This window comes from Pseudomonas sp. NFX183 (assembly GCF_047943075.1).
GTDB lineage: Bacteria > Pseudomonadota > Gammaproteobacteria > Pseudomonadales > Pseudomonadaceae > Aquipseudomonas.
In genome coordinates, this window is record NZ_CP181333.1 from 747,177 (window position 1) to 771,804 (window position 24,628).

The window sequence follows — 24,628 nt, forward strand, 5'->3', positions numbered from 1 at the left end:
CAGCCTGTGGCTGGGGATCGCGGGCAAGCCCGCTCCCACAGGGATCGAGGGGTGTCAGCCAATCCCGCATTGCATGTGTTACAAGCCCGATTTCAGGCTGGCTTCCAGGTATTCGTCAATGTCGCCGTCGAGCACCTTGTCGCAGTCACTGCGCTCGATGTTAGTGCGCAGATCCTTGATCCGCGACGCATCAAGCACATACGAACGGATCTGGTGACCCCAGCCGATATCCGACTTGGTGTCTTCCAGCGCCTGGGACGCGGCGTTGCGCTTCTGCATTTCCTGCTCGTACAACTTGGCCCGCAGCATTTTCATGGCGGTGTCCTTGTTCGCGTGCTGGGAACGTTCGTTCTGGCAGCTGACCACGGTGTTGGTCGGTACGTGGGTAATACGTACGGCCGAGTCGGTGGTGTTTACGTGCTGACCACCGGCACCGGAGGAGCGATAGGTGTCGATCCGCAGGTCGGCCGGGTTGATCTCGATTTCGACCTTGTCGTCGATCTCTGGCGAGACGAACACCGCCGAGAACGAGGTATGGCGACGGTTGCCGGAGTCGAATGGGCTCTTGCGCACCAGGCGGTGCACGCCGATCTCGGTGCGCAGCCAGCCAAAGGCGTATTCACCCTTGATGTGCACGGTCGCGCCTTTGATGCCAGCGACTTCACCGGCCGACAGCTCCATGATGGTCGCGTCGAAACCGCGTTTGTCAGCCCAGCGCAGGTACATGCGCAACAGGATGTTGGCCCAGTCCTGGGCCTCGGTGCCGCCGGAACCGGCCTGGATGTCCAGGTAGGCGTTGTTCGGGTCCATTTCGTGGCTGAACATGCGGCGGAATTCAAGCTTGGCGAGGTTTTCCTCGAGGCGGGCCAGCTCGGCGACGACATCGCCCACTGCGCCTTCGTCGTTTTCTTCGACGGCCATGTCCAGCAGGTCGCGGCAATCGCCCAGACCGGTGTTCAGTTCGTCGAGCGTGTCGACGATCTGTGCCAGCGCAGCGCGCTCGCGGCCCAGTTCCTGGGCGTATTCAGGTTTGTTCCAGACAGCCGGATCTTCAAGCTCGCGATTGACTTCGGTCAGACGCTCATGCTTTTGATCGTAGTCAAAGATACCCCCGAATAGTTTCGGAGCGCTCGGACAGGTCCTTGATGGTGTTAAGGATCGGGTTGATTTCCATGGCGGGCAGCACTCGTTGGCGAACTTTTGAAAGCCGACGAGTATAACGACAAACCAGCGGGAACGGCAGCCCGCTTGGCGAAAAGGCCGGATTTGTACACAATCCAAGCCCCATGAAGATCCAAATATGGGAGGGGCTTGCCCCCGCTGGCAGCCTGTCAGTCAATGATGTTGTGACTGACCCACCGCTATCGGGGGCTAGCCCCCTCCCACATTGAATGGGGCACGGCCTCAGGTCACTCGATACCGACCTGATTGCGCCCATTGTGCTTGGCCGTGTACAAGCCTTTATCCGCCGCCATGATCAGCTGCCGGCAATCCGTGCCCTGCACCGGCGTCAGGGTCGACAGGCCGATGCTGATGGTCAGGCTCGCGCCTTCGGCCGGGGCAATGTGCGGGATTTTCAGCGCCGCCACGGCCATGCGCAGCTTTTCGGCCACCAGGCGTGCGCCGCCCGGCGAGGTGTTTGGCAGCACCAGCGCAAACTCTTCACCTCCATAACGTGCCGGCAGATCGGAGGGACGACTGCTGGCTTCGCGGATCGTCGCAGCGACTTTGCGCAACGCTTCGTCACCTTCGACATGGCCAAAGCTGTCGTTGTAGGTCTTGAAGAAATCCACATCGATCATCAACAACGACAACTGAGTCTGGTCACGCATGGCACGACGCCATTCCAGCTCAAGGTACTCATCGAAATGCCGGCGATTGGACAGCCCGGTAAGACCGTCGGAGTTCATCAACCGTTGCAGCACCAGATTGGTGTCCAGCAACTGCTGCTGGCTGACCCGCAGCGCCCGATACGCCGCATCCCGCTGCAACAGCGTCATGTACGAGCGCGAGTGATAGCGGATGCGCGCCACCAGCTCGATGTTGTCCGGCAGCTTGACCAAATAGTCGTTGGCGCCGGCCGCGAACGCCGCGCTCTTGATCAGCGGGTCTTCCTTGGTCGACAGCACGATGATCGGGATATTCGCGGTGGCCGGATGGTTGCGGTATTCACGCACCAGCGTCAGGCCATCAAGGCCCGGCATGACCAGATCCTGCAGGATCACCGTGGGCTTGATGCGAATCGCCTGGGCAATCGCCTGATGCGGGTCGGCGCAAAAGTGGAAGTCGATGCTTTCCTCATGGGCCAGGCCGCGCCGCACCGCTTCGCCGATCATGGCCTGGTCGTCGACCAGCAACACCATGGCGGCATTTTCGTCGGTCTTGATGTCGTCGATCTGTAAATCATTCATGTGCAGTCACCTGAATTACTTTCCTGCATGCCGGCACCGCGGAGGGTTTGATCATTTTGCAAAGACCTCCAGCAATCGGGGCGCAATTCTGTCCAGTGGGCGAATTTCAACAGCGGCATCAATGGCCGCCGCTGCTTTGGGCATGCCATACACCGCCGAGCTCTGTTGATCCTGGGCGATGGTCAAATATCCTTGTTCACGCAGCAATTTGAGCCCCTGGGCGCCGTCGCGACCCATGCCGGTCAGCAATACGCCGACGGCGTCGCCGTTCCAATGGCTGGCGACGCTTTCAAAAAACACGTCGATGGAAGGCCGGTAAATCTCGTTAACGGGCTCTGCGGTATAGGCCAGCGTGCCGTTTTTCAACAGGCGGATGTGGTGGTTGGTGCCGGCCAGCAGGACCACACCGCTTTGTGGCGGCTCGCCCTCACGCGCCAGGCGCACCGGCAGGCCGGACGCGCTGCTCAGCCACTCGGCCATGCCCGCGGCGAACACCTGATCCACATGCTGCACCAGCACGATGGCCGCCGAAAAGTCCCGTGGCAAACCCTTGAGCAGGATTTCCAGGGCAGCCGGCCCGCCGGCCGACGAACCAATCGCCACCAGGCTTTGACGTTTGCCGGTACCGCGCTGGGGCGCCGTTTCGGTGCGCACCCGGCTGCCGCGCTGGCCGACCAGCCAGCCAATATTGAGGATTTTGCGCAGCAGCGGCGCCGCCGCATCCTTGGCGTTGCCAACGCCCAGCGCCGGCGTATCCACCACATCCAGGGCGCCATGGCCCATGGCTTCGAACACGCGGCTGACATTGGCCTGGCGGTCCACGGTGACGATCACGATCGGGCACGGGGTCTCGGCCATGATCCGCCGCGTGGCCTCCACGCCATCCATCACCGGCATGATCAGGTCCATCAGGATCAGGTCCGGGACCACCTCGGCGCAGTGCTGCACGGCTTCCAGACCGTTGCTGGCCACCCACACCACCTGGTGCGCGGGTTCGAAACTCAAGGCGCGGCGCAAGGCCTCCACCGCCATGGGCATGTCATTGACGATCGCAATCCTCATGCCCGTGCGCCTCCGATCAGTTCCATCACGGCGTCCAGCAAGGCATCGTCATGGAAACTGGCTTTAGCTAAATAATAGTCGGCGCCGGCATCCAGTCCACGACGCCGGTCTTCTTCGCGATCCTTGTACGACACCACCATCACCGGCAACGATTGCAGGCGACTGTCACGGCGCAAGAGTGTGACCAATTCAATACCGTCCATGCGAGGCATATCAATGTCAGTGATGAGCAGGTCGAAGTCTTCGGAACGCAACGCGTTCCAGCCATCCATGCCATCGACCGCGACAGCCACTTCATAACCGCGATTAAGTAACAATTTGCGTTGCAGCTCACGCACGGTGAGCGAGTCGTCCACCACCAGCACGCGTTTACGCGGCGCCTCGGTGGCCTGCTGGCTACGCCGGGCGATGCGTTCCAGGCGGCCGGTATTGAGCAGCTTGTCCACCGAACGCAGCATGTCTTCAACGTCGACGATCAACACCACCGAACCGTCGTCCAGCAAGGCGCCGGCAGAAATATCCTGAACCTTGCCGAGGCGATCATCCAGCGGCAACACCACCAGCGTGCGCTCGCCGATAAAGCGCTCCACCGCGATGCCATACACCGCATCGCGCTCGCGAATCACCACGACTTTAAGCGTCTCCTCATTGCTCTGCCCCGGGGGGCGCTGCAGCAACTGGCTGGCGGCGACCAGGCCGACGTGGCGGCCCTCGTGCCAGAAATGCTGGCGGCCTTCCAGTTGCACGATGTCATCGGGGGCCAGGTCGCACATGCGTTCGATGTGCGCCAGCGGGAACGCATAGGCTTCCTCGCCGACTTCCACCACCAGGCTGCGCACCACCGACAGGGTCAGCGGCACCTCAAGGTGGAAGCGGCTGCCGCGCCCCGCCGTCTGCTCCAGCACCACCGCGCCGCGCAGTTGGCGCACCATATGCTGCACCGCATCCAGGCCGACGCCGCGCCCGGACACTTCGGTGACCTTGTCGCGCAGGCTGAACCCCGGCAGGAACAGGAACGTCAGCAATTCTTCCTCACTCAGGCGCTGAGCGGTTTCCAGTGGCGACAGGTGCCGGTCGACGATGGTGCCGCGCAGGCGCTCAAGATCGACGCCGTTGCCGTCGTCGCTCAATTCCAGCACCAGCAAACCTGCCTGGTGCGAGGCGCGCAGGCGGATCAGGCCCTCGGCCGGCTTACCGGCCAGCATGCGCTGCTCGGGCATTTCGATACCGTGATCGACGGCATTGCGTAAGAGGTGCGTGAGCGGGGCTTCGAGCTTTTCCAGTACGTCGCGGTCAACCTGGGTTTTTTCGCCTTCGATTTCCAGGCGCACTTGCTTGCCAAGGCTGCGGCCCAGGTCGCGGACCATACGCACTTGCCCAGCCAGTACATCGGCAAACGGGCGCATGCGGCAGGCCAGCGCGGTGTCGTAAAGCACTTGGGCACGCTGCCCGGCCTGCCAGCCGAACTCGTCCAGCTCGGCGGTTTTTTCCGCCAGCAAGGCCTGGGCTTCGCTTAACAGGCGCCGGGTGTCGGCCAGCGCTTCCTGGGCTTCGAGGTTCAAATCCAGGGCTTTGAGCTGGCCGTCCAATGTGTCCAGGGCGCGGGCGCTGTTGCTTTGAATGCGTTTGAGGCGCTGCATGCTCGCCAGGTAAGGCTTGAGCCGCTGGGTTTCGACCAGGGATTTACTCGACAGGTCGAGCAGGCTGTTCAAGCGCTCGGCGGTGACCCGCAGCACACGCTCGCCGCCTTCGGTCATGCGTTTGTTCTGGCGTGGCGGCTCGCTGGTCACGGGCGGCGCAGGCTCGGGTTCCGGCGGCGGCTCTTCGATAATCGGCGCCGGTGCAGATTGCGCAGGCGGCGGTGGCGCGATGTTGGCGGTCGGCTGCGACGGATCGAGCAAGCGCTCCATCAACGCCACATAAGCCTGGATATCCGCCGGGCCAACGTCGTTGCCGGGCGTGGCGATGCGCATCAGCAGGTCGGTGCCTTGCAGCAGCGCGTCGATATGTTCGGGTTGCAAGTACAGGCGGCTTTCCTGGGCGCTGACCAGGCAATCCTCCATGACGTGGGCCACGCTGACCCCAGCGTCCACCCCGACAATCCGCGCCGCGCCCTTGAGCGAATGCGCGGCGCGCATGCACGCCTCCAACTGGTCGGCCTGGGTCGGGTTGCGCTCAAGCGCCAGCAGGCCGGCGCTCAGCACCTGGGTTTGCGCATCGGCTTCCAGGCTAAACAGCTCCAGCAGCGAGGCATCGCGCATCTGCTCGGGGGTCATGAGAGGCTCCGGGTCACGGCGGACAACAATTGCGCCTCGTCCAGCCAACGCAGGCTGCGGCCTTTCCACTGCAACACACCTTGGGTGAAGCGCGCACTGGCCTGGGTGCCGGACGCCGATGCGGCCTTCAAGGTGCGCTCGTCGATGGCGTGGATGCCGTCGACTTCATCGACCGGCACCACGACCGGGCCGTCCTGCGCGGCGATGATCAACATGCGCGGCATGATGCGCCCGCCACTGGCACCGTTGCTGGTCGCGTCCAACCCCAGCAGCTCCACCAACGACAGGCATGCAACCAAGGCGCCTCGCACATTGGCCACGCCGAGCAGCGCCCGGGAACGCTGGTGCGGCAGCGAATGAATCGGCTGCAGCGGCGCCACTTCGACCAGGCACCGGGTGGCGATGCCCAGCCATTCCTCGCCAAGACGGAACATCAACAAGGAACGGGTAACGATGTCTTCGTCGAGTTCGGCCACGGCATAAGCGCGCTCATCGCCCTGCTGCAGGGCGTAACGGTCGAGCAAACGGGTGGCGGCAGCGGAATACACCGAGCAGTTGCGGCAGTGAATATGCTCCGCCAGCAGCGGGCAGGACTTGTCGCCATGGATGCCAATGCGGTTCCAGCAGTCGTCAATGGCATGGGTGTCGGCCAGGGTCAGGTCCAGGCTTGCGGTGTTGAGCGCGTCGGTGCTACTCATCGTTTGGACTCACTGTCAGCTCGCTCGCTACGCGCGGCCCGCGCCTGCAAACGGCGCGCCCCCGCACTGTCGCCCTGGGACTCAAGCAACGCCGCCAGGTGCATCAAGGCCTGCGGGTGCTGCGGCTCCAGGTACAAGGCTTTTCGATAATAGCCCTGGGCTTCCAGGGCGCTGCCGGCTACATCGCTGAGCAGCCCCAGCCAATAAAACACCTGGGCGGCCGGCGGATGGTTACTCAAATACTGCTCACAGGCGGCGCGGGCTTCGGCGCTCTTGCCTTCATTGGCCAGCGTGGCGATACGGCCGAGCAAGTCGCCGGCATCCGTCTGCGGCGCCTTGATCGGCACCACCTGCGCGCTGACCGTGCTGAACGGCCGTAGCTTGACCGGAATCGGTGCGGCACTGCGCTGCGGAACCGGCGCAGGCACGGGCACAAACACCGGCTCAGGCTTGATCGGCTCGACGTGCCGACTGAAGGCAAAAGATTGCGGTATGCCAATCGAGCGCATGCCATGGCGCCCCAACAGGCTTCCTTCGGCCGGGCCGATAAACAGCACGCCGTCCTGATGAGTCAGGCCCTTGAGCACATCAAAGACTTGCTTTTGGGTCGGCTGGTCAAAGTAGATCAGCAAGTTGCGGCAAAACACGAAGTCGTAGCTCGGCTCATTGGCCAGCAGGCCCGGATCGAGCAGGTTGCCGACTTGCAGGCGCACCTGTTCGCGCACCCGGTCGGCGATGCGAAAACCGTCGGCCTCCTCGGTGAAATGGCGCTCGCGAAAGTCGATGTCGCTGCCGCGAAACGAATTCTTGCCATACACGCCACGCTTGGCGCGCTCCACCGACAACGGGCTGACATCCAGGCCCAGCACCTTGAATTGATGCGGCGCCAGGCCCGCATCGAGCAGGGCCATGGCAATCGAATACGGCTCTTCGCCGGTGGAACACGGCAAGCTCAGAATGCGCAGCGCGCGCATCTGCTTGATCTCGGCCAGCCGCGCCTTGGCCAGCCGCGCCAGGGTGGCAAAGGATTCGGGATAACGGAAAAACCAGGTCTCGGGCACGATCACGGCTTCGATCAGCGCCTGCTGCTCATCGTGCGAGCTCTGCAGATGCCTCCAGTAAGCCTCTGGCGTCTGCGCCTGCACAATCTGGCTGCGCTGGCGCACCGCGCGCTCGATGATCGCCTCGCCCACAGACGCGACGTCCAGGCCGATGCGTTCCTTCAAGAAGGCAAAGAAGCGCGGGTCGTTGCTCATAGACTCAGCTCGGCAGAAAACAGCAAGGTGCGCACGGGCTCGGTGAGCAATTCGTTGACACCAATCCATTGCATCAAGCCCAAGGCGTCCTCACGCACCAGCCCCAGGTAGGGTGCCTCGCGATTGTCCAGGCCATACGGCTTGAACTCTCCAAGGCCGCAGCGCAGGGTGTCGGTGGCCTGTTCCAGGATCAGCCCCAGCCAGCGCGCTTCAACCCACGGTTGCGGCTGGTAGTTGACCAGCACCAACCGCGTACTGGTGCGGGCTTGGGCCGGCGTGCCGAAGGTCAGCGCACACAGGTCGATCACCGGCACCAGCGCGCCACGGTGGGCAAAAATCCCCGCCACCCAGACCGGCGCATGTGCGATGGGTTTGAGCGGCAGGCGCGGCAGCACCTCGGCCACTTCCGTGGCTTTGAGGGCATAACGTTCGCCGCCGATGTGAAACACCAGAAACAACGCCTTTTTCGCTGCCGGGACGGCGCCGCGTTTAGCCGCGAGGTCGCTCATCAGACTTTGAAACGCGACACGCCGCTGCGCAGACCGACCGCAACCTGGCTCAATTCATCAATGGCAAAGCTGGCCTGGCGCAGGGATTCGACGGTCTGGCTGCTGGCATCGCCCAGTTGCACCAGTGCGTGGTTGATCTGCTCGGCACCGGTGGCCTGGGCCTGCATGCCTTCGTTGACCATCAACACGCGTGGCGCCAACGCCTGCACTTGATGAATGATCTGCGACAGTTGCTCGCCCACTTGCTGCACTTCGAACATGCCGCGGCGCACTTCCTCGGAGAATTTGTCCATGCCCATTACGCCGGCCGACACCGCCGACTGAATCTCGCGCACCATTTGCTCGATGTCGTAGGTGGCCACGGCGGTCTGGTCGGCCAAGCGGCGCACTTCAGTGGCAACCACGGCGAAACCGCGGCCGTATTCACCGGCCTTTTCGGCCTCAATGGCAGCGTTGAGCGACAACAGGTTGGTCTGGTCGGCGACCTTGACGATGGTCACCACCACTTGGTTGATGTTGCCGGCCTTCTCATTGAGGATCGCCAATTTGGCATTGACCAGGTCGGCGGCGCCCATCACCGAGTGCATGGTTTCTTCCATGCGCGCCAGGCCCTGCTGGCCAGAACCGGCAGCGACCGAGGCCTGGTCGGCAGCAGTGGACACTTCGGTCATGGTACGCACCAGGTCCTTGGACGTGGCAGCGATCTCCCGCGACGTTGCGCCGATCTCGGTGGTCGTTGCCGCGGTTTCGGTGGCGGTGGCCTGTTGTTGCTTGGAGGTGGCGGCAATTTCGGTGACCGAGGTGGTGACCTGCACCGACGAGCGCTGGGCCTGGGACACCAGGGCCGTCAGCTCGGTCATCATGTCGTTGAAGCCGGTTTCGACGGCGCCGAATTCGTCCTTGCGCTCCAGGTTCAGGCGCTTGCTCAAATCGCCGTCACGCATGGTGCCGAGGATCGCCACGATGCGCTGCATCGGCGCCATGATGGCGCGCATCAGCAGCAGGCCACACAGGCCGGCGGCGAGAATGGCCAGGGCCAGCGACACGAACATGCTGACTTTGGCAGCCGACACCGCGTCATCAATCGCCGTGGTTGCACGGTCGGCGACGTCTTTGTTCTCGGTAATGATGTCGTTGAGCTTCATGCGTCCTGCCGTCCAGGCGGGCGTCAGGTTGGCGTTGAATTCCTTGCGTGCAGCAACCAGGTCATTGCGCTGCAGGGCGTCGAGCACGATGGCCAGGCTCTTGTTATAGGCCTGGTGCAGGGCTTCGAACTTGTCGAACTCGGACTGGTCATCGCGACCGTTGATGGTGTGCTGGTAGTTGGCCATCTGCTCCCGGACACGCCCTTCAAATGACTTGAAGTCAGCCCTGTCGGCATCGGTCAGGCCCTTGTCGTCACGCAGACCGAGCAATGCCAGGGTTTGCAGGTAGCTGTCGACCCAGGCACTGCGGATCATCGAGCTCAGATAAACCCCCGGCACCGCGTCATCGCGGACAGCCGTCTCGCTGACCTCAATCTTCAGCAACCGTGAATAAGAGACCACAACCATTGACAGCATGATCGCGATAATGACCGCAAAGCTCGCCAAAATCCGTTGGCGCAAGGTCCAGTTCTTCACAGTAATTCCTCGAAGGGCCATTCAAATGGAGGGGAGTATAGCTGAGCGGATGGCCTCATTTATCAATGGGATTTGATGTAGCGTGCACAGAACGCAAATAAATGTGGGAGGGGGCTTGCCTCCGATAGCGGTGAGCCAGCTAGCGATAAGCTGACTGATACATAACTTGTTTCACATGCAAGGCCATCACGCCGCCATCAATCAATTTTCCTGCGTCACCGAACCGCTTAAGCTATCCGGCGTCTGTTTATAGTCCGTTGCGTTTGGCCGAAGGCATGTCCGAACCGTTATTTCTGATCCAGCACGTGCCAGGAACGGCGCGGGATTTGCTCACGACAGGTTGTCTCTATGCACCGCAGGAATTTGCTTAAAGCGTCCATGGCCATTGCGGCTTACACCGGTTTATCGGCCAGTGGCCTGCTGGCCGCGCAGGCCTGGGCCGGTAACCGTGCCGCCGATGGCAAGGCCGTGGCGTTTGACTTTGAAACACTCAAAGCCCAGGCCAAACAGCTCGCCGGCACCGCGTATAAAGACACCAGGCAGGTGCTGCCGCCGACCCTGGCAAACATGACGCCGCAGAATTTCAATGCCATCGGCTACGACGGCAACCATTCGCTGTGGAAGGAATTGAACGGCCAACTCGACGTGCAATTCTTCCACGTCGGCATGGGGTTCAAGACGCCGGTGCGCATGCACAGCGTCGACCCCAAGACCCGTGAAGCCCGCGAGGTGCATTTCCGCCCGTCGTTGTTCAACTATGAAAAGACCACGGTGGACACCAAGCAACTGACCGGCGACTTGGGTTTCTCCGGCTTCAAGCTGTTCAAGGCGCCGGAGCTGGATCGCCATGACGTGCTGTCGTTCCTTGGCGCCAGCTACTTCCGTGCGGTGGATTCCACCGGCCAGTACGGCCTTTCCGCACGCGGCCTTGCGATTGATACCTACGCGAAAAAACGCGAAGAATTCCCCGACTTTACGCAGTTCTGGTTCGAAACCCCGGCCAAGGACGCCACGCGTTTTGTGGTCTATGCCCTGCTCGACTCGCCGAGCGCCACCGGTGCCTACCGCTTCGACATTGATTGCCAGGCCACTCAGGTGGTGATGGCCATCGACGCGAACATCAATGCGCGCACCGCCATCGAACAATTGGGTATCGCGGCGATGACCAGCATGTTCAGTTGCGGCACCGTTGAGCGCCGCATGTGCGACACCATTCACCCGCAGATCCACGATTCTGACCGCCTGGCGATGTGGCGCGGCAATGGCGAGTGGATCTGCCGCCCGCTGAACAACCCGGCCACACTGCAATTCAACGCGTTCGCCGACACCGACCCGAAAGGCTTCGGCCTGGTGCAGACCGACCATGAGTTCGCCAGCTACCAGGACACCGTCGACTGGTACAGCAAGCGCCCAAGCCTGTGGGTTGAACCGACGACCGCATGGGGCGAAGGCTCGATCGACCTGTTGGAAATCCCCACCACCGGCGAAACCCTGGACAACATCGTGGCCTTCTGGACCCCGAAAAAGCCCGTGGCCGCCGGCGACTCACTCAACTATGGCTACAAGCTGTACTGGAGCGCATTGCCACCCGTGAGCACACCGCTGGCCCAAGTCGATGCCACCCGTTCAGGCATGGGCGGCTTTACCGAAGGTTGGGCACCGGGCGAGCACTACCCCGATGTGTGGGCGCGCCGCTTTGCCGTGGACTTCAAGGGCGGCGGCCTGGACCGTCTGCCGGCCGGCACCGGCATCGAGCCCGTGGTGACTTGCTCTCACGGTGAAGTGAAAGACTTCAGCGTGCTGGTGCTCGACAACATCAAGGGCTACCGCATTCTGTTCGATTGGTACCCGACCAGCGACAGCGTGGAGCCGGTGGAATTGCGGCTGTTTATCCGCACCCAGGACCGCACCTTGAGTGAAACCTGGCTGTACCAGTACTTCCCGCCTGCACCGGACAAGCGCAAGTACACCTGACCCACAAAGTGGGGGCTGGCTAGCCAGCGCCCACACGGTCAACGCGTTGTCTAAAACCGCGACACACTCTTCATCGCCCCTATCAGATACCGCATCGCGACCTGATCGTTTTCGGTCAGGGCGCGATATTGCGCCAGCAATTCGGCTTCATCCGAACTCAATCTGCGGCCACGCAAGAACATCCTGCGGGTTAGAAAAGACGCCACCACACCCGCTACACCATAGGACTTGGCCATGGACTGTTTCTCCTGATATCGATCTAAGACTCCTGTCGCCCATCACCCACCTTCCCTGAGGCGCAATGCCTTCGCGGACACACCGACTGACTCCCTGGGCCAGAAATCAGACATACCTTAAGCGTAGAAACAATCTCGGCACGTGTGGGATTTTTTTAGAGTATTAACTTAAATAATTCGCTTAGGTAACAAAGACCTACAGCCCTTTCGCACGCGGCAACCGCCAGCGCTGGAAGTCGTCGGAAACGCGCGCAAGAAAAAACCCACCGGGTCAGGGTGGGTTTCGGTGAATCAGGCGCTGGTCAGTCCCGCAGATCAGACTCATGAATCGGCTGATCACGATGGGTCGCCCGTTGGTACTGCGCCGGCCAGGTGGCCTGGCGGCCGCCCAAGTCATCGTCGGCATGCAACGGCCAGTAAGGGTCACGCAACAGCTCACGGGCCAGGAAGATGATATCGGCCTGGCACGTGCGCAAAATGTGCTCGGCCTGGGCCGGCTCGGTGATCATGCCGACCGTGCCGGTGGCGATGCCCGACTCTTTGCGCACACGCTCGGCAAAGCGCGTCTGGTAGCCGGGGCCGGTGGGGATCTCGGCGTTGGCGGCGGTGCCACCGGACGACACGTCGATCAGGTCTACGCCAAGGTCTTTGAGGCGGCGCGCCAGCTCCACGGTTTCATCCGGGTTCCAGCCGTCTTCGACCCAGTCGGTGGCCGACACGCGCACAAACAGCGGCAGCTCCTGAGGCCAGACCTCACGCACAGCCTGGGTCACTTCCAGCACCAGGCGTATGCGGTTTTCAAACGAGCCACCGTAGTGGTCCTGGCGCTGATTGCTGATGGGCGACAGGAATTGATGCAGCAGGTAACCGTGGGCCGCATGGATTTCCACCACTTCAAAGCCAGCCGTAAGCGCGCGTTTGGCAGCGGCGACAAAGTCGGCGATCACTTGCTGGATTTGCGCATCATCCAATGGCTTGGGCTGGGTGTGGTTGGGATCAAAGGCAATCGGCGAAGGCCCAACCGGCACCCAACCGCCCTCTTCCGGCTTGACGCTGCCGTGCTTGCCGATCCACGGCCGGTGTGTGCTGGCCTTGCGCCCAGCGTGCGCCAGTTGAATGCCCGCCACTGCGCCTTGGGCAGCAATGAAACGCGTGATGCGTTGCAACGGTTCGATTTGTGCGTCGTTCCAGAGGCCCAGGTCCTGGGCAGTGATGCGGCCATCGGCGGTCACGGCGGTGGCTTCGGTGAAAATCAGCCCGGCGCCGCCCACGGCGCGGCTGCCAAGGTGCACCAGGTGCCAGTCATTGGCCAGGCCATCGTCGGATGAGTACTGGCACATCGGCGAGACGGCAATCCGGTTGAGCAGGGTCAATTGACGGAGGGTGTAGGGTTCGAGCAGCTGACTCATGGCGCACCTCTTCTGGGTTCTGTGGGCACTATTCAAACAGTGCTTAGAGCCTAGTCGACAACGGTGGCTTGCATAGGGTTCAGATGGAAAACGGGAGCCGATTGCCGGCTCCCGTGCAGCAGCGGCTTACATTTCGACCTGGGTGCCCAGCTCGATCACCCGGTTGACCGGGAGTTTGAAGAAGCGCAGGTTGCCGTTGGCATTTTTCAACATGAAGGCAAACAGGCTTTCACGCCAACGGGCCATGCCCTTGATGCGCGAGGCAATCACCGTTTCGCGGCTGAGGAAGTAGGTGGTGCGCATCGGGCTGAAATCCAGGTCGTCCAGATGGCACAGCTTGAGTGCCTCCGGCACGTCCGGCTCATCTGTAAACCCGAAGTGCAGGATCACCCGGAAGAACCCTTCCCCATAGGCGTCCACCTCAAAGCGCCGCGAAGCCGGCACACGCGGGATGTCCTCGTAGACCACCGTCAGCATCACCACCTGCTCATGCAACACCTGGTTGTGCAGCAGGTTGTGCAACAGCGCGTGGGGCACGGCGTCTGGGCGCGCGGTGAGGAACACCGCCGTGCCCTGCACGCGATGAGGCGGCTGCACGCGAATACTGCTGATGAAGATCGGCAACGGCAGGCCGCCCTCGTCTAGACGGTCCACCAGCAATTGCTTGCCGCGCTTCCAGGTGGTCATCAGCACAAACAGCACGATCCCCGCCAACACCGGAAAGGCGCCGCCCTGGATGATCTTCGGCACGTTGGCCGCAAAGTACAGGCCGTCCACCAACAGGCAGCAAACCAAGACCGGCACGGCGAGTATCGGCGGCCATTTCCACAACAGCAGCATCACCGCCGACACCAGGATGGTGGTCATCAGCATGGTGCCGGTCACCGCTACGCCGTACGCGGACGCCAGCGCATTGGAGGACTCGAAGCCGATCACCAGCAGAATCACGCCGACCATCAGCGACCAATTCACCGCGCCGATGTAGATCTGGCCCTGTTCGGCGCTGGAGGTGTGTTGAATGTGCATGCGCGGGATATAACCCAGCTGGATCGCCTGGCGCGTCAACGAGAACGCACCCGAAATCACCGCCTGGGAGGCAATCACCGTGGCCAGGGTGGACAACACCACCAGCGGGATCAGCGCCCAGCTCGGCGCCAGCAGGTAGAACGGGTTACGCGCGGCTTCCGGATCGCCCAACAGCATGGCGCCCTGGCCGAAATAGTTAAGCACCAGCGCCGGCAGCACCAGAATGAACCAGGCGCGAGCGATGGGTTTGCGGCCGAAGTGGCCCATGTCGGCGTACAACGCCTCGGCGCCCGTCAATGCCAGCACCACCGCACCGAGGATTGCCACACCAATACCAGGGTGAGCTTCGAAGAAACGCACGCCCCACATCGGATTCAATGCGTTGAGCACTTCAGGGTGCAGGGTGATGCCATACACACCGAGGCCGCCGAGCACCAGGAACCACGTCACCATCACTGGCCCGAACAGCTTGCCGATGCGGTCGGTGCCGTGTTTCTGGATCAGGAACAGCGCCACCAGCACCACCAGTGCGATCGGTACGACCCATTTGTCGAGGCCATCGAACGCCAACTCCAGGCCTTCAATAGCCGACAACACCGAAATCGCCGGGGTGATCATGCTGTCGCCGTAGAACAGTGCTGCGCCGCACAAGCCACACACCACCAGGAAACTGCGCAACTTCTTGCGCTCCCCTGCCGCTCGTCGCGCCAACGCCGTCAGCGCCATGATGCCGCCTTCGCCTTGGTTGTCGGCGCGCAACACGAACAGCATGTATTTGATCGACACCACCCAGATCAGCGACCAGAAGATCAGCGCCAGGATCCCCAGCACACCATCATGGTTGACCTGAACCCCGTAACCACCGGTAAACACTTCTTTAAGGGTATAGAGCGGGCTGGTACCGATATCGCCGTAAACCACCCCGACTGCCGCCACCAGCATGCCAATCGGCTTTGCATTGGAATGCTCGGCACCTGCCGCCTGACTATTTGCCTGACCCATCAACCACTCCTGCCCTTTGACCCAAGGCCTTTTATAAACAACGCGCCTAAGCTGACCGTAGCATGCGCTGTTTTACTTCTCGTAACAGACGTTTTATTGACCCAAGGGTTTTACCCATGCGCAACGGCGCGAAGCATAGCGCAGCACTCGTCGCATTTCCCCGCATAAAGCTGGTCAAGTGCGTTGCCCGTCGCTAGAATTGCGCACTTTTTGATCAGAGGCGCACCAAGCGCCCGTCTACCGCCGTGTCGTGCCCGACTGGCGGCGCCATTCAATACCGAGGTTAGACATGTCCACCACCATCGCAAAAGCCAACCCCAAGGTCGGCTTTGTATCCCTGGGTTGCCCGAAGGCTCTGGTCGACTCCGAGCGCATCCTTACGCAACTGCGCATGGAAGGCTATGACGTCGTGTCCACGTATCAGGACGCCGACGTGGTGGTGGTCAACACCTGCGGCTTCATCGACTCGGCCAAGGCTGAGTCGCTGGAAGTGATCGGCGAAGCCATCAAGGAAAACGGCAAGGTCATCGTCACCGGCTGCATGGGCGTGGAAGAAGGCGCTATCCGCAACGTGCACCCAAGCGTGCTGGCCGTGACCGGCCCGCAGCAGTACGAGCAGGTGGTCAACGCCGTGCACGACGTGGTGCCGCCGCGTCAGGACCACAACCCGCTGATCGACCTGGTGCCGCCGCAAGGCATCAAGCTGACCCCGCGCCACTACGCCTACCTGAAAATTTCCGAAGGCTGCAACCACAGCTGCAGCTTCTGCATCATCCCGTCGATGCGCGGCAAGCTGGTCAGCCGCCCGGTCGGTGATGTGCTGGACGAGGCTCAGCGCCTGGTCAAATCCGGCGTCAAAGAGCTGTTGGTGATTTCCCAAGACACCAGCGCCTACGGCGTTGACGTGAAATACCGCACCGGTTTCTGGAACGGCGCGCCGGTGAAAACCCGCATGACCGAACTCTGCGAAGCCTTGAGCAGCTTGGGCGTATGGGTGCGCCTGCACTACGTTTACCCGTACCCGCACGTGGACGAACTGATCCCGTTGATGGCCGCCGGCAAGATCCTGCCGTACCTGGACATCCCGTTCCAGCACGCCAGCCCGAAAATCCTCAAGGCCATGAAACGCCCGGCCTTTGAAGACAAGACCCTGGCGCGCATCAAGAACTGGCGCGAGATCTGCCCGGAGCTGATCATCCGCTCGACCTTCATCGTCGGCTTCCCCGGCGAAACCGAAGAAGACTTCCAGTACCTGCTGGACTGGCTGACCGAAGCGCAGCTGGACCGCGTCGGCTGCTTCCAGTACTCGCCGGTCGAAGGCGCCCCCGCCAATTTGCTGGACGCTGCCATCGTACCGGATGAGGTCAAGCAAGACCGTTGGGAGCGCTTCATGGCGCACCAGCAGGCCATCAGCTCGGCACGTCTGCAACTGCGCATCGGCCGGGAAATCGAAGTGCTGATCGACGAAGTCGACGAGCAAGGCGCCGTAGGCCGTTGCTTCTTCGATGCGCCGGAAATCGACGGTAACGTGTTTATCGACGATGCCAGCGGCCTGAAGCCGGGCGACAAGGTCTGGTGCACCGTGACCGACGCCGACGAATACGACCTGTGGGCCGTCAAGCGCGACTGATCAAAAAAACCTTAAAAGCCCCGCCTCTGGACAAGATGCGGGGCTTTTTTAGGTCTATCGTTTGCCCATTGGCGTAGAAACAGGCAAGGGGCAGCGGGCATGCGTCAGCTTTCGGCAATTCATACACCCAAACTCAGCGACTTCGCGCACCTGGCGCAACTGTGGGAAGACTCGGTGCGGGCGACCCACGACTTTTTGCCGGACAGCTACATTGTGTTGCTCAAGGAGCTGGTGCTGACGCGCTACCTCGACTCGGTGATGCTGATCTGCACCAAGGACGCGCGCCAACGCATCACCGGGTTCGCCGGCGTGGCGTCAGGCAAGGTCGAAATGCTGTTTATCGACCCGCAGCACCGTGGCCAGGGCCTCGGCCGGCAACTGCTGCGTTATGCGATCGAGCACATGAACGCCGACACGCTGGACGTCAACGAACAGAACCCGCAGGCCCTGGGCTTTTACTTCAAGCAGGGCTTTGAGGTGATCGGCCGCGCAGAGCATGACGGGCTGGGCCAGCCGTATCCGTTGCTGCACATGCGTTTGCGCCAGCAGCAACTGCGCAGAGGCTGACGCAACACCGGATAAAATGTGGGAGCCGGCTTGCCTGCGAAAGCGGTGGCCCCATCAGCACACCTTGGCTGATACACCGCCTTCGCGAGCAAGCCCGCTCCCACATTTTGAACCGTGTATTGACCAATAAAGCCCAGCGCTGAAATGGAGCCGGGATTAACCCGCGCCAGGCAGGTACAATAGCTGCCCCATTTTGCTACGGCCCTTGTCATGACTGACCCCATACGCCTCTCCAAACGCCTTATCGAACTGGTCGGTTGCTCCCGTCGGGAGGCTGAGCTGTTTATCGAAGGCGGCTGGGTCTCGGTGGACGGCGAAGTGATCGACGAACCGCAGTTCAAGGTCACCACCCAGAAGGTCGAGCTGGACCCAGAGGCCAAAGCCACTGCACCGGAGCCGGTGACCATTCTGCTGCACGCGCCGGTCGGCGTGGACGCGGAAACGGCGATGGCCTCGATCAGCGCCGAAACCCTGTCCGAAGAGCATCGCTTCAGCAAACGCCCGCTAAAGGGCCACTTCCTGCGCCTGACCGCCAGTGCCGACCTGCAAGCCAAGGCCAGCGGCCTGCTGGTGTTCACCCAGGACTGGAAGATTCTGCGCAAGTTGACCGCCGATGCCGCCAAGATCGAGCAGGAATACGTGGTAGAGGTTGAAGGCGACATGGTCGCCCACGGCCTCAATCGCCTGAACCACGGCCTGACTTACAAGGGCAAAGAGCTGCCCGCCGTGAAAGCCAGCTGGCAAAACGAAAACCGCCTGCGCTTTGCGATGAAAAACCCGCAACCGGGTGTGATCGCCCTGTTCTGCGAAGCCGTTGGCTTGAAAGTCATCGCCATCCGCCGCATCCGCATTGGCGGCGTGTCCATCGGCAAAGTGCCGGTCGGCCAATGGCGTTACCTGTCCGGCAAAGAGAAGTTCTAAGCCGCTGCCCCCTTTCTCGACGCCGCCTGACCGGGCGGTGTCCTCAGTTGAATACCAGGATTGCCCACCATGATTCACAACGACGTACTGCGCAGCGTGCGCTACATGCTCGACATCAGCGACAACAAGATGGTCGAGATCATCAAGCTCGGCGGCATGGACGTGACCAAGGAAGACCTGCTGACCTACCTCAAAAAAGATGAGGAAGAAGGTTTTGTGTTCTGCCCGGACGACGTCATGGCGCACTTCCTTGACGGCCTGGTGATTTTCAAGCGCGGCAAGGACGAAAGCCGTCCGCCGCAGCCGATCGAAACTCCGGTGACCAACAACATCATCCTGAAGAAGCTGCGCGTGGCCTTCGAATTGAAGGAGGACGACATGCACGCGATCCTCAAGGCTGCCGAGTTCCCGGTGTCCAAGCCAGAGCTGAGCGCGCTGTTCCGCAAGTTCGGCCACACCAACTACCGCACGTGTGGCGACCAGTTGCTGCGTAACTTCCTCAAGGGCCTGACGCTGCGGGTTCGTGCGTAAACCATGAGCTACAACGTCTCCCCCGTCGGCTTCGTGCGCTCCTGCTTCAAGGAGAAGTTCGCCATCCCGCGCCAACCGCAACTGGCGCCTGCCGCCCGCGGCGTGCTGGAACTGGTGACGCCGTTCGACGGGGGTGAGGCCGTGCAGGGCCTGGAGCAGGTCAGCCATGTCTGGTTGCTGTTTCTGTTCCACCAGGCCCTGGAAGACAAGCCGCGCCTCAAAGTGCGCCCGCCACGCCTGGGCGGCAACACGTCCATGGGTGTGTTCGCCACCCGCGCCACCCATCGCCCTAACGGCATTGGTCAGTCAGTGGTCAAGCTGGACAAGGTGGAGCCGGGGCGGTTGTGGATTTCCGGGATTGATTTGCTCGATGGCACGCCGGTGCTGGATATCAAGCCGTATGTGCCCTACGCCGATATTATCGACACGGCCACCAACCGCATCGCCAGTGGCGCGCCGCAGCTGATTCCGGTGCAGTGGCTGAAGACCGCGCTGCAACAGGCACAAGGCCATGCTCAGCGTCTTGGCGAGCCTCTGGTGGAGTTGATTGATCAGTGCTTGGCGCAGGACCCAAGGCCGGCGTATCAAACGCCGGGGCCGGAGCGCGAATATGGCGCGCAGTTCTGGGATGTGGATGTGCGCTGGCACTATCCAGAGGCGGGCCTCATCTGTGTACTGGAAGTGCTTGCGGCTGGATAAACCGGAAAAAATGTGGGAGGGGGCTTGCCCCCGATAGCGGTGGTACATTCAACATCTCTGTTGACTGACTTGGCGCCATCGGGGGCAAGCCCCCTCCCACATTTAGATCTTCTTTGTTGCCCTGACCGTTTTACTTCTCGACGAACGCACGCTCGATCAAGTAATCACCCGGCTCACGCATACGCGGCGAAACCTTCAGGCCGAAGCTGTTCAGCACTTCGCTGGTTTCATCGAGCATGCTTGGGCTGCCGCACAGCATGGCGCGGTCGTCTTCAGGGTTGATCGGTGGCAGGCCGATGTCGCTGAACAGCTTGCCGCTGCGCATCAGGTCAGTCAGGCGGCCTTCGTTTTCGAATGGCTCGCGGGTCACGGTCGGGTAGTAGATCAACTTGTCACGCAGGGCCTCGCCGAAGAATTCGTTCTGCGGCAGGTGCTCGGTGATGAATTCGCGGTAGGCGACTTCGTTGACGTAACGCACGCCGTGGCACAGGATCACCTTTTCGAAACGCTCGTAGGTTTCCGGGTCCTGGATCACGCTCATGAACGGCGCGAGGCCAGTACCGGTGCTGAGCAGGTACAGGTGTTTGCCCGGCTTCAAATCGTCAAGCACCAGGGTGCCTGTCGGTTTTTTGCTGATGATGATCTCGTCGCCTTCCTTCAAGTGCTGCAATTGGGAAGTCAGCGGGCCATCGGGCACCTTGATGCTGAAGAACTCCAGATGCTCTTCCCAGTTCGGGCTGGCAATGGAGTATGCGCGCATGAGCGGGCGGCCATTTGGCTGTTGCAGGCCGATCATCACGAACTGACCGTTCTCGAAGCGCAGGCCCGGATCGCGGGTGCACTTGAAGCTGAACAGAGTGTCGTTCCAGTGATGAACACTGAGGACACGCTCGTGGTTCATGTTGCTCATGTACGGGGGACTCCTGGAAATGGGTCTGCGCCAAGATTGAGGTGCGCAATTGCACAGCATTCTAATGGCGGCGACAATATCTGTTAACTGGATTATTAAGATAAGGGTTATCGGTTATATCGATATGCGATTTACTCTCCGTCAACTGCAAGTCTTCGTCGCCGTCGCCCAGCAGGAAAGCGTCTCACGCGCCGCTGGCCTTCTGGCCTTATCTCAATCTGCCGCCAGCACCTCGATCACCGAGCTGGAGCGTCAATCCAGCTGCCAATTATTCGACCGCGCGGGCAAACGCCTGAGCCTCAACGCCCTCGGCCATCAGTTGTTGCCGCAGGCGGTGGCACTGCTGGACCAGGCCAAGGAGATCGAAGACCTGCTCAACGGCAAGTCAGGCTTTGGCTCCCTGGCGGTCGGCGCCACCCTGACCATCGGCAATTACCTGGCCACGCTGTTGATCGGCAGCTTCATGCAGCAGCACCCCGAGAGCCAGGTGAAGCTGCATGTGCAGAACACTGCGCATATCGTGCATCAGGTAGCGCACTACGAAATTGACCTGGGTCTAATCGAAGGCGACTGCAGCCACCCCGACATCGAAGTGCAGACCTGGGTGGAAGATGAGCTGGTGGTGTTTTGCGCGCCGCAGCATCACTTGGCCAAACGCGGCGTGGCAACCATGGAAGAGTTAACCCATGAAGCATGGATCCTGCGCGAGCAAGGCTCCGGCACGCGCCTGACCTTTGACCAGGCCATGCGACATCATCGCAGCGCGCTGAATATCCGCCTGGAGCTGGAACACACCGAGGCGATCAAACGTGCGGTGGAGTCGGGCTTGGGGATTGGCTGCATTTCCCGGCTGGCGCTGCGCGATGCGTTCCGCCGCGGCAGCCTGGTGCCGGTGGAAACCCCGGACCTGGACCTGGCCCGGCAGTTTTACTTTATCTGGCATAAACAGAAGTACCAGACCTCGGCAATGCGCGAGTTTCTGGAACTGTGCCGCGCCTTCACCGCCGGGGTTCAGCGCAGCGACGAGATCGTGCTGCCGAGCATCGCCTGATGCCTTAGATCAGAATCACGGCCCACACCAGGGTGATTATGGTCAGCGCCACGAATTGTGCGGCGCTGCCCATGTCCTTGGCGTTTTTCGACAGCGGGTGCAGGTCGAGGGAAATCCGGTCGATGGCCGCTTCCACCGCGGAGTTGAGCAGTTCGACGATCAGGGCCAGCAGGCACACCGCGATGAGCAAGGCTCGCTCGACCCGGCTGACGTGCAGGAAAAAGCTCAGCGGAATCAGGATCACGTTGAGCAACACCAACTGACGGAATGCCGCCTCGCCAGTGAAAGCCGCACGCAGGCCATCCAGGGAATAGCCCCCTGCGTTGAAGATACGTTTGATACCGGTTTGACCCTTGAAAGGCGACATAGATGTAGGCAACTGAACCAAAGAAGTGGGGAAACTAGATCACGCAAAGTCAAAAAAGCGTGAATCGGCAATGTCTTAGTGCTGCGAAATTGACTCAAGTTGTTGCAAGAGCAGCGCTGCCTGAGTGCGCGTGCGCACGCCCAGCTTGCGAAAAATCGCCGTCACATGGGCCTTGATGGTCGCTTCCGACACGCTCAATTCGTAAGCAATCTGCTTGTTCAGCAAGCCTTCGCAGACCATGGTCAACACCCGAAATTGCTGAGGCGTCAGGCTGGCGAGGCCATCACGGGCAGCCTTGGCTTCGTCGGACACGTTGATTTCTTCAAACGCTTGCGGCGGCCAGGACACATCGCCGTCAAGCACGGTACGCACGGCTTTCTGGATCGCTTCCATTGAACTGGACTTGGGAATGAAACCGCTGGCGCCAAACTCCTTGGAGCGCACCACCACGTCAGCTTCTTCCTGGGCCGAAACCATCACCACCGGGATCTGCGGGTATTGCCCGCGTAACAGCACCAGCCCGGAAAAACCGTAGGCGCCGGGCATGTTCAGGTCGAGCAGCACCAGGTCCCAGTCGGATTTTTCGGTGAGTCGTGCTTCCAGCTCGGCAATGCTGGCCACTTCAACCAGTCGCACGTCCGGGCCAAGGCCCAGGGTTACCGCCTGATGCAGGGCACTGCGAAACAGCGGGTGGTCATCGGCTATCAGGATTTCGTATGTGGCCATTGATTAAATGATCCTGTTTTTATGGCAGCCCTGACGGGTTCAGGGTTCGCCAGTACACAAGGCAACGGCCAGGCAGCCATCGCCACGGGGCAGGCTCAGCGTCAAAAACACCTGCAACGACGCTGAAAATTCACGGTTACGCCCCAATCGGCGCCCAGCATGCCCAGCGTAGCCTGGGGGGTCAAGCACTACGCCCGCGGGCATTTTAGCGAGTTGCAGGTTTACAGTGCCATCATGCAAACGTCGTCTGGTCATACCGCCGGGATGTGGGGCGAGAGGCGCGCATGAACGCTGTCCGCCGGGTCCAGCGGCAACAGGAACTTGGCCGCCAGGTAATGGGTGCTGAATACGTCGAGGTAAGCATCCAGCACTTCACTGGCCGCCTGATCGCTGGCTAGCTCCAGGCACAGCGCCGCGACTTCGGCGGTGCAAAAATGATCATCCCGCTTGGAGCGGCGCAGCTTGTAGCGCGACAGCTGTTCAGGCGCCAGGCTCAACACGGGCAAGTGCTCAAGGTAAGGGCTCTTGCGGAACATCTTGCGCGCTTCACTCCAGGTGCCATCCAGCAGGATGAACAACGGGCGCTTGCCCTCCTCCACTTTCACCTCACTGACAACCCGCTCTGGCGCGACGAATTCGCCGGGAAACACGATGTAGGGTTGCCACTGCGGGTCGGCCAACAGGGTCAGCAACGCGGGATCGACCTCGGTGCGCGACCAGGCGAACGCGGTGGTGTCGTCAATCACATCGGCAATCAGCCAGCCTGTGTTGCTCGGCTTCATCGGCTCCACATCGTGCATCAGCAGGCACATCGCCGAACGCGCTTCTACCTGCGGCCGCCAGGCACACAGGCAATATTCGGGAATCACCCGGCAGCCGGGGCAACGTTCGGCGCGCGAACCTCGGTTGAGGAACGGGCGCACGGCCCGCGCCAGCCGCTGGGTACGCAAGCGGGAAACGGCATGGCTCATCGGGTGCAACCCGTAGAAGGCAAAATCGACACTGGGGGAACTCGAGACAGGCTTAAGTGGCGGCAGTTTACCAGAGCCGCCGGCACTTCTGAGCGATACGCCTGGCTGTAGTGGCAGGCGCTCACCTATAATTGCGCGCCACTGAACGCACAACGCAGTGGCTGGTCTATGCACCAGTAACCGAATCAGGAGATTTTCATGCTGCGTTCCATGCTGCGCCTTGTTGCCCCATCCGTCGCCCTCGCGCTGGTATTGCCCATGGGCGCCCACGCGGCCTCGCTGCTGGAGGCCCAAATGAACAGGAAGCTGCAAAGCGTCGCGGCCGAAAGCAACAAGGACCTGCCCCGGGAAATCGATGAAAAAACCCTGGAAGTGGCCTACACCGTTGAAGGCATGCAACTGATCGATCACCTCAGCGTGCAGCCTGACCGTGCCGAACAGATGCGCGCCAACCCCAAGGCTGTATATTTCCAGCTGGGTCAAAGCGTGTGCCTGAACAAGGGTTACCGCGAGTTGATGGCCAAGGGTGCCGTGATGCGCTATGACATCTCCGAGAACAAGACCAACCGCCCGGTGGCGTCGGTCAAGTTTGTCGAAGCCGATTGCCCGGCACCTGCCGCAGCGAAGAAGAAAAAGTAACGATTGCTCGACCATCGCGCGCTGCTGTCCTGTGGCGCGCACTTCCCTCGCTGCCTATGCTTGCCGACGACTAAACTGCTTGATGTGCGACCAATAACCGGTTGCCAGCCAAGGGTTTTTCGGCTCATGATCAAG

23 protein-coding genes are annotated in these 24,628 nt (G+C 61.3%); 8 read left to right on the top strand and 15 right to left on the bottom strand.

Going from position 1 to position 24,628, the window contains the following annotated elements; translation table 11 throughout:
* Positions 1-78: 78 nt before the first annotated feature.
* From prfB to ACM530_RS03670, 8 genes are all read right to left on the bottom strand, one after another.
* Positions 79-1,174 (bottom strand): peptide chain release factor 2 gene (prfB, locus tag ACM530_RS03635; protein ID WP_096236834.1). Its coding sequence is split into 2 segments (ribosomal slippage): positions 79-1,101 and positions 1,103-1,174, totalling 1,095 coding nucleotides; the frame shifts between segments, so codons are not numbered across the junction.
* Positions 1,175-1,409: 235 nt separating this feature from the next.
* Entirely contained in the window at positions 1,410-2,411 is a 1,002-nt protein-coding gene (locus ACM530_RS03640) for a diguanylate cyclase (protein ID WP_416364280.1), read from the bottom strand.
* 51 nt (positions 2,412-2,462) lie between these two features.
* Positions 2,463-3,473, bottom strand: a complete 1,011-nt coding sequence (locus tag ACM530_RS03645; RefSeq protein WP_145161771.1) for a chemotaxis response regulator protein-glutamate methylesterase — start codon at positions 3,471-3,473, stop codon at positions 2,463-2,465.
* Entirely contained in the window at positions 3,470-5,749 is a 2,280-nt protein-coding gene (locus ACM530_RS03650; protein WP_416364281.1) for a hybrid sensor histidine kinase/response regulator, read from the bottom strand. Before ACM530_RS03650 ends, ACM530_RS03645 begins: the two co-directional genes overlap by 4 nt.
* On the bottom strand, positions 5,746-6,447 hold the full coding sequence (locus ACM530_RS03655) for a chemotaxis protein CheW (protein ID WP_262210461.1): 702 nt from the start codon (positions 6,445-6,447) through the stop codon (positions 5,746-5,748). Before ACM530_RS03655 ends, ACM530_RS03650 begins: the two co-directional genes overlap by 4 nt.
* Positions 6,444-7,703, bottom strand: coding sequence for a CheR family methyltransferase (locus ACM530_RS03660; RefSeq protein WP_416364282.1), 1,260 nt, complete (start codon positions 7,701-7,703; stop codon positions 6,444-6,446). The genes ACM530_RS03655 and ACM530_RS03660 overlap by 4 nt, the downstream gene beginning before the upstream one ends.
* The gene (locus ACM530_RS03665) at positions 7,700-8,212 is read right to left on the bottom strand and encodes a chemotaxis protein CheW (RefSeq protein ID WP_145161752.1); all 513 of its coding nucleotides are present in this window, start codon (positions 8,210-8,212) and stop codon (positions 7,700-7,702) included. The genes ACM530_RS03660 and ACM530_RS03665 overlap by 4 nt, the downstream gene beginning before the upstream one ends.
* A complete protein-coding gene (locus ACM530_RS03670; RefSeq protein ID WP_242194347.1) occupies positions 8,212-9,834 on the bottom strand; it encodes a methyl-accepting chemotaxis protein in 1,623 nt (540 codons plus the stop codon). The genes ACM530_RS03665 and ACM530_RS03670 overlap by 1 nt, the downstream gene beginning before the upstream one ends.
* A gap of 348 nt (positions 9,835-10,182) precedes the next feature.
* On the opposite strand from ACM530_RS03670, the gene ACM530_RS03675 reads away from it, so the two are divergent.
* On the top strand, positions 10,183-11,808 hold the full coding sequence (locus ACM530_RS03675) for a glucan biosynthesis protein D (RefSeq protein WP_369300839.1): 1,626 nt from the start codon (positions 10,183-10,185) through the stop codon (positions 11,806-11,808).
* A gap of 50 nt (positions 11,809-11,858) precedes the next feature.
* On the opposite strand, the gene ACM530_RS03680 is transcribed toward ACM530_RS03675, so the two are convergent.
* From ACM530_RS03680 to ACM530_RS03690, 3 genes are all read right to left on the bottom strand, one after another.
* Entirely contained in the window at positions 11,859-12,044 is a 186-nt protein-coding gene (locus ACM530_RS03680) for a hypothetical protein (protein ID WP_106577224.1), read from the bottom strand.
* Between the two features lie 302 nt (positions 12,045-12,346).
* Positions 12,347-13,453 (bottom strand): NADH:flavin oxidoreductase/NADH oxidase, encoded by a 1,107-nt coding sequence (locus ACM530_RS03685; protein ID WP_106577225.1) that lies wholly within the window; start codon positions 13,451-13,453, stop codon positions 12,347-12,349.
* Positions 13,454-13,579: 126 nt separating this feature from the next.
* Positions 13,580-15,481, bottom strand: a complete 1,902-nt coding sequence (locus ACM530_RS03690; protein ID WP_145161742.1) for a potassium transporter Kup — start codon at positions 15,479-15,481, stop codon at positions 13,580-13,582.
* A 289-nt stretch (positions 15,482-15,770) separates the two neighbouring features.
* Between ACM530_RS03690 and rimO the strand changes: the two genes are divergently transcribed.
* The 5 genes from rimO to tsaA all read left to right on the top strand — a co-directional run bounded on the left by rimO (position 15,771) and on the right by tsaA (position 19,829).
* Complete coding sequence (rimO, locus tag ACM530_RS03695) at positions 15,771-17,111, top strand: 30S ribosomal protein S12 methylthiotransferase RimO (RefSeq protein ID WP_106577227.1); 1,341 nt, start codon at positions 15,771-15,773, stop codon at positions 17,109-17,111.
* A 99-nt stretch (positions 17,112-17,210) separates the two neighbouring features.
* The gene (locus tag ACM530_RS03700) at positions 17,211-17,678 is read left to right on the top strand and encodes a GNAT family N-acetyltransferase (protein ID WP_106577228.1); all 468 of its coding nucleotides are present in this window, start codon (positions 17,211-17,213) and stop codon (positions 17,676-17,678) included.
* Between the two features lie 210 nt (positions 17,679-17,888).
* The gene (locus ACM530_RS03705; protein ID WP_053254683.1) at positions 17,889-18,599 is read left to right on the top strand and encodes an rRNA pseudouridine synthase; all 711 of its coding nucleotides are present in this window, start codon (positions 17,889-17,891) and stop codon (positions 18,597-18,599) included.
* A gap of 69 nt (positions 18,600-18,668) precedes the next feature.
* Positions 18,669-19,130, top strand: a complete 462-nt coding sequence (locus tag ACM530_RS03710) for a DUF1456 family protein (RefSeq protein WP_003189058.1) — start codon at positions 18,669-18,671, stop codon at positions 19,128-19,130.
* Between the two features lie 3 nt (positions 19,131-19,133).
* Positions 19,134-19,829 (top strand): tRNA (N6-threonylcarbamoyladenosine(37)-N6)-methyltransferase TrmO, encoded by a 696-nt coding sequence (gene tsaA / locus ACM530_RS03715; protein ID WP_262210469.1) that lies wholly within the window; start codon positions 19,134-19,136, stop codon positions 19,827-19,829.
* A 130-nt stretch (positions 19,830-19,959) separates the two neighbouring features.
* Here tsaA and fpr read toward each other — a convergent pair whose 3' ends face one another.
* Positions 19,960-20,739, bottom strand: a complete 780-nt coding sequence (gene fpr / locus ACM530_RS03720) for a ferredoxin-NADP reductase (protein ID WP_003189055.1) — start codon at positions 20,737-20,739, stop codon at positions 19,960-19,962.
* Between the two features lie 124 nt (positions 20,740-20,863).
* On the opposite strand from fpr, the gene ACM530_RS03725 reads away from it, so the two are divergent.
* Complete coding sequence (locus tag ACM530_RS03725) at positions 20,864-21,790, top strand: LysR family transcriptional regulator (protein WP_169368331.1); 927 nt, start codon at positions 20,864-20,866, stop codon at positions 21,788-21,790.
* A 4-nt stretch (positions 21,791-21,794) separates the two neighbouring features.
* On the opposite strand, the gene ACM530_RS03730 is transcribed toward ACM530_RS03725, so the two are convergent.
* The 3 genes from ACM530_RS03730 to ACM530_RS03740 all read right to left on the bottom strand — a co-directional run bounded on the left by ACM530_RS03730 (position 21,795) and on the right by ACM530_RS03740 (position 23,854).
* Positions 21,795-22,157 (bottom strand): diacylglycerol kinase, encoded by a 363-nt coding sequence (locus tag ACM530_RS03730; RefSeq protein ID WP_416364283.1) that lies wholly within the window; start codon positions 22,155-22,157, stop codon positions 21,795-21,797.
* A 75-nt stretch (positions 22,158-22,232) separates the two neighbouring features.
* Entirely contained in the window at positions 22,233-22,883 is a 651-nt protein-coding gene (erdR, locus tag ACM530_RS03735; protein WP_106577231.1) for a response regulator transcription factor ErdR, read from the bottom strand.
* A 251-nt stretch (positions 22,884-23,134) separates the two neighbouring features.
* Complete coding sequence (locus ACM530_RS03740; RefSeq protein WP_145161639.1) at positions 23,135-23,854, bottom strand: tRNA-uridine aminocarboxypropyltransferase; 720 nt, start codon at positions 23,852-23,854, stop codon at positions 23,135-23,137.
* A 198-nt stretch (positions 23,855-24,052) separates the two neighbouring features.
* Between ACM530_RS03740 and ACM530_RS03745 the strand changes: the two genes are divergently transcribed.
* The gene (locus ACM530_RS03745; protein ID WP_106577233.1) at positions 24,053-24,493 is read left to right on the top strand and encodes a PA3611 family quorum-sensing-regulated virulence factor; all 441 of its coding nucleotides are present in this window, start codon (positions 24,053-24,055) and stop codon (positions 24,491-24,493) included.
* Positions 24,494-24,628: the final 135 nt, after the last annotated feature.

Coding starts and splice junctions, on each gene's coding strand:
- ACM530_RS03665 (WP_145161752.1), bottom strand. CDS start 8,212: ATGAGCGACCTCGCGGCTAAACGCGGCGCCGTCCCGGCAGCGAAAAAG.
- ACM530_RS03680 (WP_106577224.1), bottom strand. CDS start 12,044: ATGGCCAAGTCCTATGGTGTAGCGGGTGTGGTGGCGTCTTTTCTAACC.
- ACM530_RS03685 (WP_106577225.1), bottom strand. CDS start 13,453: ATGAGTCAGCTGCTCGAACCCTACACCCTCCGTCAATTGACCCTGCTC.
- ACM530_RS03645 (WP_145161771.1), bottom strand. CDS start 3,473: ATGAGGATTGCGATCGTCAATGACATGCCCATGGCGGTGGAGGCCTTG.
- ACM530_RS03710 (WP_003189058.1), top strand. CDS start 18,669: ATGATTCACAACGACGTACTGCGCAGCGTGCGCTACATGCTCGACATC.
- tsaA (WP_262210469.1), top strand. CDS start 19,134: ATGAGCTACAACGTCTCCCCCGTCGGCTTCGTGCGCTCCTGCTTCAAG.
- ACM530_RS03705 (WP_053254683.1), top strand. CDS start 17,889: ATGACTGACCCCATACGCCTCTCCAAACGCCTTATCGAACTGGTCGGT.
- ACM530_RS03675 (WP_369300839.1), top strand. CDS start 10,183: ATGCACCGCAGGAATTTGCTTAAAGCGTCCATGGCCATTGCGGCTTAC.
- ACM530_RS03660 (WP_416364282.1), bottom strand. CDS start 7,703: ATGAGCAACGACCCGCGCTTCTTTGCCTTCTTGAAGGAACGCATCGGC.
- ACM530_RS03655 (WP_262210461.1), bottom strand. CDS start 6,447: ATGAGTAGCACCGACGCGCTCAACACCGCAAGCCTGGACCTGACCCTG.
- ACM530_RS03745 (WP_106577233.1), top strand. CDS start 24,053: ATGCTGCGTTCCATGCTGCGCCTTGTTGCCCCATCCGTCGCCCTCGCG.
- fpr (WP_003189055.1), bottom strand. CDS start 20,739: ATGAGCAACATGAACCACGAGCGTGTCCTCAGTGTTCATCACTGGAAC.
- erdR (WP_106577231.1), bottom strand. CDS start 22,883: ATGGCCACATACGAAATCCTGATAGCCGATGACCACCCGCTGTTTCGC.
- ACM530_RS03690 (WP_145161742.1), bottom strand. CDS start 15,481: ATGGGTCAGGCAAATAGTCAGGCGGCAGGTGCCGAGCATTCCAATGCA.
- ACM530_RS03650 (WP_416364281.1), bottom strand. CDS start 5,749: ATGACCCCCGAGCAGATGCGCGATGCCTCGCTGCTGGAGCTGTTTAGC.
- ACM530_RS03640 (WP_416364280.1), bottom strand. CDS start 2,411: ATGAATGATTTACAGATCGACGACATCAAGACCGACGAAAATGCCGCC.
- ACM530_RS03740 (WP_145161639.1), bottom strand. CDS start 23,854: ATGAGCCATGCCGTTTCCCGCTTGCGTACCCAGCGGCTGGCGCGGGCC.
- ACM530_RS03725 (WP_169368331.1), top strand. CDS start 20,864: ATGCGATTTACTCTCCGTCAACTGCAAGTCTTCGTCGCCGTCGCCCAG.
- ACM530_RS03700 (WP_106577228.1), top strand. CDS start 17,211: ATGCGTCAGCTTTCGGCAATTCATACACCCAAACTCAGCGACTTCGCG.
- ACM530_RS03730 (WP_416364283.1), bottom strand. CDS start 22,157: ATGTCGCCTTTCAAGGGTCAAACCGGTATCAAACGTATCTTCAACGCA.
- rimO (WP_106577227.1), top strand. CDS start 15,771: ATGTCCACCACCATCGCAAAAGCCAACCCCAAGGTCGGCTTTGTATCC.